Below are 12,665 nucleotides of genomic sequence, written 5' to 3'. Positions count from 1 at the left end.
AATTTTTTGAAAACGTTGTGGCAACACACATTCTACCAACAGCACCAAGCTGTTCCAGACTGCGCATTTGACTGCGATAAACCGTCAGTCGAACGTGTCAGCAGCAGGAATCGGGCACATATTTGCAGGTTCACACCCGTGCCCCGATTTCTTTTTTCAAAAACTGCCGCGAATTCACCTCTTCCTATTGATTTTTACCGAGCTTAGTGCTATAATCTGGTATGAATATTATAGGGCGTAAGGGTCATGGAGTGATGAACTCCACGAAATAAGAAGCCGCGCTTGAGACGTTACACTTGGCAAGCAATGCCTGCGTTTATACAAACTTGACGAACAGGGAGATTTCCGTCACCGGAAATCTCCCTGCTGCTTGTTGGGGAAACTCTCCCAACCCCCTGATTGATCGAACGGTTCCCGTTCGGCTGCGCCCTGCGTTGCAGTGCTATTTTTCTGTTGATGCTCTCTTGTCTGCCGCTGGTCGTCGGCATCCGTGCGCAGGAGCATCTCGGCGTTGGCCTTATAAATCTGGAGCCGCTTCGCTTCGTCACGAGCCTTGGAAAGCTCTGCATAATCGAGCTTCTTCTGCACGAGCAGATCGGAATACTCCGCTTGCAGGCTCTTGACGGTGGGCAGCTTTTTCAGCGCCAGATCGTCAAACGCCTTCTTCGCTGCCTTGTGGATGGTGATGTCGCTCTCGTGCGCATCGTAATATTTTCTGGAATACCCGGCCTTGCGATAAGCAGTGTAGATATCTCTGGTTTTGGCATAGTTGATGATGTGCGTTTTCAAAACGGCGATCTCTGCCATGCGGCTCTCTGCCGCCTTTATTTTTGCCGTCAGTTCCTTCGTCCTGTTGCTTGCAGCATCCGCATAATCGGCCAGCGCATCGAAATCCGCGAAATCATGCTTCTGGATGAAGAGCAGCGTTTCAGCCATGGTTTTCAGCTTCACAACTTTCAGCTTCTGGTCGTATGCAGCGCCTTTGCCGTTGCCGATTTTGGCCTCAATCTGTGAAATCAGCGTCGGTCTCGACACCTTGGAAGGATACCTCTTTTTCCTGCGCGGCGTATGCACCCGTGTACCGAGAATCACAGCCCGCAGTTCTTCTTCCGAGTAGCCTTCGCCCAGCGACCGGAGCCGAATATTCTGCGGCTGACCGTCCCGCATGAAGGTGACATGCCTGCCGCGTTTTACGGTGTAACCGGCGGCTTCCACCAGCTTCAGAAATTCCTCAAAATCTTTCGGTTTCTTTGCAAGCGCTGCGTCAATGGCCGCACGCAGCAGATCGCGCTGACAGGGCTTTGCTTTGCCGCCCAGCCACTTGTTGTAGCTTTTGCTGTACGGCTTCGGATTCTCAATCACAGACAGCCGGTGCTCCATACAGACAAGATCGCTGATCTTCCGGACAGCTTCGGTGCTGCCCCAGAAGTTGCGAAATTTCCGCGTGCAGTCCAGCGTAGTGGAGTTCCAAATGATATGGTTGTGGATGTGCTGCTTGTCGGTGTGGGTACAGACGATAAAGGCATGGTCGCCCTTCGTGAAGCGCCTGGCAAATTCATAGCCGAGTTGGTTGGCTTCCTCCGGTGTGACCTCGCCCGGTTTGAAGGATTGCCGGATCTGATACGCAATCACATCGCTGGCCTGCTCCCGGCCGGTGAGCTGCCGGTACTGGCGCTTGGATAGAAGAAACTCGCTGTCCGCCGTCTTTGCATCACAGGCATAGGCCGAAATATATTCGCCGTCTTCCGTCTTATCCGGATTCTTTGCGTAGTCTGTCCGTTCTGTCAGGCATTGGGCAATGGTCTTGCCCTTGTTGACGTGCATGGGAATGATTCGCGTGGTCGCCATGGGCAAGACCTCCTTTGAAAAAAAGTAGCGCGGAAGCTTTTACACTCCCGCGCTTGCGTTACCAATATACTTTTTCTTTCATCCAGTCCCGCAGCAGATGAAGCTGTGCAACGAACCAAGCACCTAGCATCGGCAGTCCGTATGGTGAGAGCAGAAACGCCGCTACCAGCTCGATCACGCCGTTTTTTACATCGTGGTCGATGAAACTGAAAATGCTCACAAGGACGAGAAGCACAGACAGAACATTCAGCAGCACCGCAGAAATATGCAGGGTCAGCGTGCAGAGCCAGATCAGAAACGCGAGGACAAGCATGACCGGTGCAAGTAAAATTTTCAGAATCAATCTCATTGCCGTCAGCTCCTTTCTTTTCTGATTCTATTCTACACGAGTTGCTGTAAAGCGCAAGGATGTCAAAAGCTTTTTGAGCACAATGGTCGGAATCAGAATCCCATTATTTTATTGCAGCAAGTCGCGTTAGTATCCCATTCGCCATGTCCCAAAGCTGTTCCTGATTTTGGACGACCTGCTCCAAATCTGTATCGTAGATGCGCCCGGATTCATTCATCCGCCGCGCAATCTGATTGATGTTGTTGCTGGCATAGCGAAGAAGTGATACCATTTCTTTCAGCTCCGGCAGCTCCAACCGGACGATCATGCCGTCAATGGCGATGCGACGCAGATAGGCGCTGAGATTGGTCATGCCCGCCTGCGTCATTTTTTCTTCGATCATGCGCTTTTCCGCTTCGGATACCCAGAAGATAATCTGCACATTTCTGTTTCTGGCCATGGTCATCGCTCCTGTCCCGGCAGCTTTTTCTCTGCGGTCTTTGTCTGAATCGCCGTTTTGTTTTTCTGAATCTTCTCCAGCACGGAGGGACGTTTTGCCGGTGCAGCTTTTTCTTTTGCCAGCTCCTCGCGCACACGAGAGACAAGCAGATTGACAAGGCCGGGATTGACCTGCGATACGAGAAAATACCGGCTACGTTCATGCCCCCATTCGTCGGCATCGGTACAGACCGGAACCGTCTGCGCCCACGCCTTGTTATCACGGCTGATTCGCCCGTCGTGGTCAAACGCACGCACGGTATTGGCAAGCACATACGCCACACGCTCCATTCCAAACTGCGCTGCAACCTGTGCGGCGGCCTTGCCTGTATCGAGACAATAGTCGTGGTAGCTTTCATGGATCGCGGATTCCAGCGCGTCCCGGCAGGCCATGTTTACGCGAAAGGATTCCCGGTAGGCGGGCAGTTCATCATGCTCAATGGCATACTCTGCGCTCTGCTTATAGACAGGGATATTTGCGGTTTCAGAAGAAATTTTTTGGATATCATTACGTTCCATAATCGTCCTCCTTGTAATCTTGATTTGTACTTGTTCTTTCCGTATAATAAGAAAAACGGTGGTGGTAAAATGGCAAGCAACGATCAGCTCTGGCAGGAAGCAAAGAAGCGCTGCCGACTGGATGACGAAGATATCGCCCTCGCCAAACGGCTGGGGCTGAATCCGCGCAGCCTTATCAAGAACATTCCCAGCAAAAGCGAGCCGTGGAAGGCTCCCGTCAAAGACTGGCTCCATGAGATAGAGGCAAAGCGCAGCAAAAAGGCAGAGCAGAAGCAGCGCCGCCGCGAGAAAGAGGCAAAGGTGCAGGATAGTGCCGACAAGGAAAAGTAATTCCTCGTCGGCGCTGTTTTGTTATCTGCTTTCCTGCTCCCGCTGCTTTTCGGGCGTGTCTTGCGTCTGGCGCGTCGGTGTGTTTTTCAGCCGTGCCAGTACGGAGGGGCGCTCTGCCTTTGCAGAGATCGCAGCATCATCCGCCAACTGCTCCATGGGCGTGCGCTCGTCGATGTTCAGCTCGGCGTTGAGTTCTGCAAGCCGTGCAGATTTTACGCGCAGCTCTTCCTCTTGCGGGAAGGGCTTGCCCAGCTCCGCCTTTGCGGCCTCCATCTGTGCGGTGGTCGCATCCAGCGTGTTTCGGACATTCTGCAATCTGTCCGGCATGGCGTTCAAAACGTTGTCGATACGCGTGAGGTTGCCGCGTGCATCCTTGCCCAGCGTCACGCGATGGGTCATCTGCCCCTTTAGCGTCAGAACATAGTCTTTGCCGAAATCCTCCAGCGTAAGGGACATCTGGAATCCGCGGTAGGTGCCGACGGGCACCGGCTCCATACCCCGCACATCCTTGAACGCTTCCAAGAGCGCCGCACCGGCGTTGTCCTTATCCGTAAGATTGTCGTTTTTGACCGTCATACCGGCAAAGCCGTCCTCCGGATGTGGGTGCGCCGCCAGCGTTTTCATATCTGCCTCAAGACCGGAAATGAACCCCCTGGACTTTTCAATGTCCTCCGGGAATTTCTTCAAAAGGCTGTCCTCCAGCTTGTACTGCTGGCTCTGATGGCTGGCCTTCATCAGCTTCAATCGCGCAACGTCCACATCCAAATCCATCTTCTCTTTGATCCTCTCGTCACCGGCGCACAGCGCCTTGATCTCTGCGTAGGAAAGGGCTGTTTCGTCCACATCCTCGCAGGAGCGAACCGGGGATTTTGAGGTCATGATCTGAGAGATGAATTTCTGCTTGTTCTCCACTGTCTGCCAGAGGTAGGCGTCGAATGTGGATTCGGTGACGTAACGATAGATGTGTACTTCCTTGTTGCGGTTGCCCTGACGGATGATGCGGCCGCTGCGCTGCTCCAAATCACCGGGACGCCACGGGCAGTCAAGGTCATGGAGTGCCACGAGCCTGTCCTGCACGTTCATACCAGCGCCCATTTTGAAGGTGCTGCCCATGAGCACACGCACCTGACCGGCGCGCACTTTTGCGAACAGCTCTTTCTTTCGCGCTTCGGTATTCGCTTCATGGATGAACGCGATCTGCTCACGGGGGATGCCGCGGGCGACGAGCTTTTCCCGGATGTCGTCGTAAATCGTGAACGCCGGTTCTTCGGCTGCATCCTGCCCAACGGCAGCTTCCAGCGCGTGAAGCTCCGGGCTGTCGAGATTCCCGCCTGCGGCTTTTGCCGCTCTGGATGCAGGCATTGCCGCTTTCGGTGTGGAGAGGTCGCAGAAGACGAGCTGGGTGAGCTTATCTGCCTGTCCGTCCTTCCAGACGGAATAGATATTGTCCACGCACATATTGACCTTGCTGCCTGCCTCATCAGGCAGATCGGGATTGATGACGCGCTGGTCAAGCCCCAGCTTGCGCCCGTCCGACGTAATCTTGAGCATATTGTCGGTGCTTGCGTCCACGATTCCCGCATGGACTTTAGCGGCACGCTCGGAAAGCTCCTGCACCATGCCTTTCTGAATCTCTGTCGGCTGTGCCACGACGTTGTGATAGATGGGCGTCGGCGTGGGCAGATGAAGCTGATCCGCCGTCTTGATGTCGGCGGCTTCCTTGAATAGCTGCATCAGCTCCGGGAGGTTAAAGAATTTTGAAAACCGGGTACGCGCCCGGTAGCCGGTGCCCTCCGGGGCAAGCTCAATGGCCGTTGCAGTCTCACCAAAGGTAGAAGCCCAGCAGTCAAAATGCGTCAGGTGTTTTCTCTGGAGCATGTCGTGCTGGAGATAGCGCATCATGGTGTACAGTTCCGTCATGGAGTTTGACACCGGCGTGCCAGTCGCAAACACAATACCCTTGTTGCCGGTGATCTCATCAATATACCGGCATTTCAGGAGCATATCCGAAGACTTCTGCGCATCGGAGGTGGAAAGACCGGCAACATTGCGCATTTTTGTATAGAGGAACAGATTCTTGAACGCGTGGGCTTCGTCCACATAGAGCCGGTCTACGCCAAGCTGCTCGAAGGTGATAACATCATCCTTGCGGCCGGTGTCCTGCAATTTCTTGAGCTTCACTTCAAGACTCTTTTTCGTTTTTTCCAGACTCTTGATGGTGAAACGCTCGGCGTTGTTTGCCCTTAGCTCCATCAGGCCGTCTTCAATTTCATAAATCTGCTCTTGCAGCATCCGCTCCTGCCGTTCTCTGGAGACCGGAATACGCTCAAACTGGCTGTGTCCGATGATGACGGCATCATAATCGCCGGTGGCGATGCGGGCGCAGAACTTTTTGCGGTTTCTCGGCTCAAAGTCCTTTTTGGTAACGGCGAGGATATTGGCAGAGGGGTACAGACGCAGGAACTCCGACGCCCACTGCTCGATCAGGTGATTGGGCACCACAAACATGGGCTTGTGGCAAAGACCGAGACGCTTGCTCTCCATCGCTGCCGCGACCATCTCGAAGGTCTTGCCCGCGCCGACTTCGTGCGCAAGAAGCGTGTTGCCGCCATACAGAATGTGAGCAACGGCATTTAGCTGATGTTCCCGAAGCTGTATCTCCGGATTCATGCCGGAGAACGTAATACGCTGTCCGTTGTACTCGCGCGGACGGGTGGAATTGAAAAGCTCGTTGTACCTCTGAACCAAATCGTGCCGCCGCGTCGGGTCTTTCCATATCCATTCCTGAAAAGCGTCCTTGATGGCCTGCTGCTTCTGCTGGGCAAGCGTGGTCTCCTTGGAGTTGAGCACGCGCTTCTCTCTGCCGTCTGCATCCTCAATGGTGTCGTAAATGCGCACGTCGCGCAGATTCAGCGTGTCCTCCAGAATCTTGTAGGCATTGGCGCGTTCCGTGCCGTAGGTCATGTTGGCGTTGATGTCGCTGCGGCCTACGACGCTCTTGCCGGTGATATTCCATTCCGCGCTGAAATCCGAATAGTTGACATCAATGCTCCGGCGCACATAGAAAGCAGGCTCCAACAGCTCAAACATGAACTGCCTGATATACTCTTTGTCGATCCACGTTGCGCCGAGGCGTACTTCAATTTCCGAAGCATCCAGATCCTTGGGCTGCGCCTGTTCCAAAGCCGCAGCATTGGCGGCGTAGTTCGCAAGGCCGTCTTTGGGGAATCCGGGCGCGGCGTAGCTGCGGGCAATGCGCAGCTTCTCACGGACATCGCCGGAGAGATATTCATCCGCTGTCTGCCATTCACGCTCCACGGGGTCAAAGAAGATAACGCCGGTCAGCTCATTGACCAGCTTGTCCTGACTTTTGCCGGAGAGCTGAGCCATATAGTCCATGTCCACGCAGGCTTTTTCCGAGATGGACAGCGCCAGCGCTTCCGATGCCGTATCCACGGACGTGATGGCCTCATGGGGACGGATCGTGCGCTTTGTGAAAATGTCTGCCTTGCGCTTGAGGTTGTTTTCTTCATCCAGCACCTCCAGAGAGCAGAGCAGGAAGTATGAGCTGTCATCCGAAAATGCCAGATTGTTGGCGCGAGCGTTGATAAGGCCGTATTTCACCGTGAAAGAATCATAGAGGGTATCCAGCTCCCGCTGTGTCTGCTGGATCGCTTCATCGGAGACGAAGCCGTCCATCTGCTGCCCGATGAGCTTCTGTACGCAGTCCCGGAGCTGCACCATGCCCTTGACGCGCTCTTTTGCCGTTGCGTTCAGGTCAGGCTTGACCATGACGCTGTTTTCCCGGTAATACACCTCACCGTCCACGATGGTGTAGGAGAAGTTTTTCACATTGGGGTCTGCGGGAATCGACGTGCCGATCTTCTCGTTTTCACCGAGGTCTGGCAGCTCTGCCTCCTGATATTTACCGCCGATTTTCTGCACTGCTTCATGGAGCAGCGCTCCCAAATCTACACCGTCTATGGGGCTGACGGTATAATCCTGCTTGCCGTACTGCGTACTCTCCGAAGATGGGGTTCCGAGCACCATTTCCGGATGCTCTGCGAAGTAGCTGTTGATGGCAAAGCCGTTTTCGGACTGCCCAAGGTGAATCCAGTCCTCATCGATCTCAATGGGACGATCTCGGCGTTGCAGGAAGATGATATCCGAAACGACATCCGTACCGGCGTTGGCGCGGAACGCATTGTTGGGCAGACGGATCGCGCCCAGCAGCTCCGCCCGCTGCGCGATGTACCTGCGGACTTCGGGCGATTGCTTATCCATCGTGTAGCGAGAGGTCACGAACGCGATCACGCCGCCCGGACGCACCTGGCCGAGCGTTTTTGCAAAGAAATAGTCGTGAATGGAAAAACCGAGCTTGTTATAAGCCCGGTCATCTACCTGATATTGTCCAAACGGGACGTTGCCCACAGCGAGGTCGAAAAAGTCTTTTCTATCCGTTGTCTCAAAGCCTGCGATGGTAATGTCCGCCTTGGGGTAAAGCTGCTTGGCAATGCGCCCGGTAATGCTGTCCAGCTCCACGCCGTAGAGCTTGCTGCCCTGCATCGTTTCCGGTAGACAGCCGAAGAAGTTGCCGACGCCCATCGACGGCTCCAAAATGTTGCCGGTCTGGAAGCCCATATTGCCGACCGCTTCATAGATCGCCTTGATAACGGTGGGGCTGGTGTAGTGGGCGTTCAGCGTGGAGGCGCGGGCAGCAGCGTATTCTTCCGGGGAAAGTGTGGCGTACAGCTCTGCAAACTCGTCCGACCAGTTTGGCTTGTTCTCGTCGAAGGCATCCGCAAGACCGCCCCAGCCCACATAGCGGGAGAGGATTTCCTGCTGCTCCGGGCTGGCCTGTAAGCCCTCAAACTCCAGCTCTTGCAGGAGATGGATAGCCGCCATATTTGCCCGAAACTTTGCTTTTGCGCCGCCGACGCCGAGGGCATCATCGGTGATGTGAAAATTCTGCGCGTTGCGGTGGCTTGCCGCCTTGAAGTCAGCATAAGCGGCCTGCTCCGCAGCGGCGGCATTGGGAAAGTCCTGCCACTCGCCGTCAATGGGGATAGATACCGCAGGACGATGTGCGGGAGGCTCGTCGATCTCGGCCTGAGAGATGGCATCATCAAAATCAGGCAAAAACTCGCCCATTTCCGAAAGCGCTGCTCGACCTTCATGCTCCAGAATCAGTCTTTCTTCCTCGCTCATGGCAGGCGGTTTAGGCTCGACAGGTTCCGCAGAGGGCGGGTCATGCTCCGGCTCGTCAAAGCGCAGAGTGCGAATCTCCACATCATAGGGGAGGTTGCTTTTGTCACCGGGATATACCGCCACGGTTTCCTCGGTGTAGGCGGGTTTTGGTTCTTTTTCGGGGACAACCGTATTCTCTGCGGCGGTCTTTTCCGGCTGCGGATACCGCTCCATGAGCCGCGCGAAGCTCTCCCTGCTCTCCGCGCGGGAGATGGGATAGAAAAGCGTCGGGTCGCTGAGGGTAATATCAAAGATGCCGATGCTCTCGATGATATAGGGCTTTCCATTTTCCAGATACACCGTATCGCCTACGGAATACGGGAACTGTTCTCTCTGCGGGACAGGAGCTGTTTCGGGAACGTCTGTAACTGCTTCCTCTGGCTCATGCCAGTGGTATTGCTCCACATCCTCATCCGAAACGTGAATGAGGTCGCTGAAATCGAGATTTTCCAGCTCGTTGGTAATAATCTCTTGCAAAGAGCCGTACTGCCGGGTTTCCAGATGCTCATCATCCAGATAGCGCTCCAGCCGATAATTCACAAGGTCAATGTTCACCTGAATGGGAATCTCATCGTCTGTGACAGTGGTGTAGGCGACGCCGATCTTCGCCGGGTCGCTGAAATCCGCCTCTGAGCCGTATTCACCCCGGCAGAAGTCGGAGATCAGCCATTTTGCCCGTTCCATAAGCAATGCCGGTTCCTCGACCAGCTCACGTCCCGCTACCTCTGCGTGTGCCCGTTCGTCCGGGTAATTGCCATAGATGCGCAGATGCTTCCGTGCCTGCTGGTCGTAGATGGCTGCACCATCATATGCGAAGCCGTCGCTTTCCATCGTACCGTCCACATAGCCCTGTGCGGCTTTTTCTGCTTCTTCCAGCGTCTGATAGTCCAGTTTCTCATCAAAGCCGTTTTCAAAGTGATGATATGCCACGACCTGATACCGTGGGGCCATCCGCTCGGCATAATCATCAATCATTTCTTTGGTCAGCCATTCCGGCTTTTGAGGAAGCGCGTCATAAAGCTCCCGCATTTTGACGATCTGCGCATAGACGCTGCCCGCCCACAGGTGCTTTTCTGCGCGGTTGCCTGCTCCAAGGAAGTATTCGCAGTCTGCCCGCAAACGACCCAAAAGGCGATAGTCCGGGTTGTTTTCCAGCAGAGACTTTTCCTGTTCTGTGAAGAATTTATCTTCTCGGATGAGCTGCGCAATCCGCCGCTGTACTTTCGGCCATGTCAGTTCAACGGTTTCTGGACTTCCGGCGCGGATGATAAAGAGATTGTTGCCCTCCTTGCCGCCGTACTCGTGAGCAAGCCATGCAGCAGTTTCTTTTTCACGTCCATGCTGCTGCATATACCGCACTACAGCGTGTTTGCTTTCGACATTTCCGTTCCATGCACGGAGTGCATCGTCTATATCGTCCTGCGAGAGCGGATGCAGCAGATCATGGAGCCGCGCATAGGTTCCCTCAAAAACCTCCTGATGCAAGCGGCTGCGGAACTCTGGCATATCCGAGAACAACCGGATAAGCTCCATATCTTTTGAACCGAGAATGGCACGGCGCACGGCGGCATTGCACTCGATACCGGCGTTCTCCCGGTCAGAGTGACCGCAGGCGTTGCGATAGGCGGTATCCTCCGAAACCGCCGCCATCACCACTGGTCTGTAATGCTCCAAACGTTCCTGCAACGTAGGCTGGGGTACATCGGCGGCAGGGTCGCGGAACACCCTCGTTCCATCTGCGCCAAATTCCGCTTCATAAGCATTGATGGCGTTTTCTGCCTCATGGTCGATGGACGGGAGCGTATATGCCGTGTGTTCATGGCTGGAATCGCCAATACGCGAAATTGTTATATCATGCTTTTCCCGCAGCTTTTCAACGTATTTCTCCAAATCCTTTGCAGGAAAGCCGCACATGGTAACACGGCCAGCGCCCTCCAAATTGCGGCGCGTCAGCTCAAGGCTGAGATCATCTGCAACTGCCCGCGCATCCTCGCCATACAGCTCGAAGAAGTCCCCAACCTGATACAGCACAATTTCATCGGGGTGCGCCGCCTTTACGTCGTTATAGTCGTTATAAACCGCGTTCCGCATGGCGTCCTGCGCCATTTCCTTGTCATAGGCTGCCTGCTCATCCGGCGTAAGGTAGCGGTTCAACCGAACCAGCTCCGAGATGCGCGAAGCGACCTTGTTCCAATTCATCTGAATGTCTGCACAGCCGTTCTTTTTCAGCACAATGCCTTTGCTGCCGTGATCTTCATAGCTGCCGCTTTCTCTGGATACAGCATGGGTGCGTCCTCCGATGCCGTACTCCTTTTTCAGAAAATCGGCGCTCTCTTTGGGCGTGTGCGGTGTCTGGAAAAATTCATAGATGCGGGTTTTCCCGCCTTCAAAGCCGCTTCCATTTGCAAGAGAAGCCGCAATTTCATCTTCAGTGATAAACCGGCCAGTCTTCGGAACAACCGCCATATCGGAGTGATATTCTTTGCGCGGCAATGACAGATCTTCCAAACGTGTGAGAAGTGCCTGCGACTTGTGGTAATGGAAGCGCAGCAGCGCACGGTTTTCGCGGTAGGCGTCAAGAAATACTCTGTATTCTGCCAGAAGCCTTTCCCGAAACTCCGGATTCAGCAGATCATCCGTCAGGCGTTCCGTTTCCTCCGGGAAATTAGTGCTGTGGATATTGCCTAAGCAGGACAGATACCCCAGCGACTTCGCTTCATCTGAAAAATCATGGTAAAGATTCCAGACTGCAACGGAGATACTCAGCCGCTCATAGCGAGGAGCTTCCGTGACTTCAGGATTGGTGGCAAATGTGCCGCCGTCCAGAAGTTCCTCAACGCGCTCCGCTGCGTCCGTCCAACTGATAACCTGTGCAGAATGGAGAGGCCGTGCAACATCACCCTTTGCAATGTGGATGCCATCGTCGCCATACCATGCGGAAAACCTACCGTTTTCCGTAATCAAGCCGTTGCCGCCGTAGTAGAGATTTTTGAGGAATGCCGCTCGATCCTCTACGGGTTTTTGCTTGGAGAACTCCGCGGCGATTTTCGTGCGTGCTTCATCCGCATTACCGCCCGCGCGCAGGATGTGGTCAATATCATCCCGAGAAATGAACATAGAAAAAGCGGAGAGCATAGAATTAACGCTCTCCGCTGTGTCGATATATGCAATTTGTTCCGCTTCCGTAGGAAACAAGCTCAGTTGGTATGCCTGCGATATCGGAGGTTGCACCGGTTCCGCTTCCGGTTCAAGCGATGTTAATTGTACACCAGCTCGTTCAGAATAATCTCTTCCACCTGCGCCTTGCAACTGTTCATCAGCCCCACCCACTTCATCGGGTCGCTGGCTTTCAGCGCTTCCGTCACGCCCGCCGACTTCATCAACTCTGGCATCATCTGCTCCAGCCTCTGCCGCGCCGTCTCGTCGATCTCCCGCAGGTGCGGGAACAGCGTCTCGGACAGGATCATCTGGTTCCAAAGGATGGGGCGATGCTCCTGAAGGTAGGTCTTCCGCAGCATCCCGTACTTGCCCAAGGGCGTGCTCTCCGGTTCCTCGCTCAGCTTCAGGTCGGGAATCCGGTAATCTCCGTTCTTCGTGTAAGTCAATTCGGTCATGATTCTGGCTCCTTTCGCGCTCATAATTTCGGATGGCAACTTCTATCTGTCTGAGTACCTGCTGGCTGATCTCGCTGACCGCCGTGCCCAGCGCCGCAACCGCAGCCGGGGTGTTGAAGTCGAACACGGGCATGAAATCTTCCGGTTCCAGATAGGCTTCCGGCTCCAGTCCGCACCGGCTCATCAGCATGTAGGTAATGCTGACTTTTGCAGCGTTTCGGAACTGTACCTCGGCGTTGAACTCATCATACCCATCAAGATAGGAATCGTCAATGTTGTAG

General features: G+C 54.4%; 7 protein-coding genes and 1 pseudogene. 2 read left to right on the top strand and 6 right to left on the bottom strand.

What is annotated here, in order from left to right:
* Nucleotides 1-348 precede the first annotated feature (348 nt).
* The 4 genes from LKD37_RS11935 to LKD37_RS11920 all read right to left on the bottom strand — a co-directional run bounded on the left by LKD37_RS11935 (nucleotide 349) and on the right by LKD37_RS11920 (nucleotide 3,193).
* Nucleotides 349-1,848, bottom strand: coding sequence for a relaxase/mobilization nuclease domain-containing protein (locus LKD37_RS11935; RefSeq protein ID WP_302929420.1), 1,500 nt, complete (start codon nucleotides 1,846-1,848; stop codon nucleotides 349-351).
* A 58-nt stretch (nucleotides 1,849-1,906) separates the two neighbouring features.
* The gene (locus tag LKD37_RS11930; protein WP_302929419.1) at nucleotides 1,907-2,197 is read right to left on the bottom strand and encodes a CD1845 family protein; all 291 of its coding nucleotides are present in this window, start codon (nucleotides 2,195-2,197) and stop codon (nucleotides 1,907-1,909) included.
* A gap of 103 nt (nucleotides 2,198-2,300) precedes the next feature.
* Nucleotides 2,301-2,636: a plasmid mobilization protein gene (locus tag LKD37_RS11925; protein ID WP_302929418.1), complete on the bottom strand. Its 336-nt coding sequence runs from the start codon at nucleotides 2,634-2,636 to the stop codon at nucleotides 2,301-2,303.
* Between the two features lie 2 nt (nucleotides 2,637-2,638).
* Nucleotides 2,639-3,193, bottom strand: a complete 555-nt coding sequence (locus tag LKD37_RS11920; RefSeq protein WP_302929417.1) for a DUF3849 domain-containing protein — start codon at nucleotides 3,191-3,193, stop codon at nucleotides 2,639-2,641.
* A gap of 69 nt (nucleotides 3,194-3,262) precedes the next feature.
* On the opposite strand from LKD37_RS11920, the gene LKD37_RS11915 reads away from it, so the two are divergent.
* The gene (locus tag LKD37_RS11915; RefSeq protein WP_302929416.1) at nucleotides 3,263-3,523 is read left to right on the top strand and encodes a hypothetical protein; all 261 of its coding nucleotides are present in this window, start codon (nucleotides 3,263-3,265) and stop codon (nucleotides 3,521-3,523) included.
* Between the two features lie 21 nt (nucleotides 3,524-3,544).
* On the opposite strand, the gene LKD37_RS11910 is transcribed toward LKD37_RS11915, so the two are convergent.
* Nucleotides 3,545-11,887 (bottom strand): helicase-like domain-containing protein, encoded by an 8,343-nt coding sequence (locus LKD37_RS11910; RefSeq protein WP_302929415.1) that lies wholly within the window; start codon nucleotides 11,885-11,887, stop codon nucleotides 3,545-3,547.
* 140 nt (nucleotides 11,888-12,027) lie between these two features.
* On the bottom strand, nucleotides 12,028-12,384 hold the full coding sequence (locus LKD37_RS11905) for a TnpV protein (protein ID WP_302929414.1): 357 nt from the start codon (nucleotides 12,382-12,384) through the stop codon (nucleotides 12,028-12,030).
* Between LKD37_RS11905 and LKD37_RS11900 the strand changes: the two are divergent.
* Nucleotides 12,383-12,665 (top strand): annotated as a pseudogene (locus LKD37_RS11900) (hypothetical protein); the annotation flags it as partial. The gene LKD37_RS11905 and the pseudogene LKD37_RS11900 sit on opposite strands and share 2 nt — an antisense overlap.

The sequence above is a fragment of the Brotocaccenecus cirricatena genome, assembly GCF_020687045.1.
GTDB classification, from domain to species: domain Bacteria; phylum Bacillota; class Clostridia; order Oscillospirales; family Oscillospiraceae; genus Vescimonas; species Vescimonas cirricatena.
This window is presented reverse-complemented; position numbering and strand designations above follow the sequence as displayed.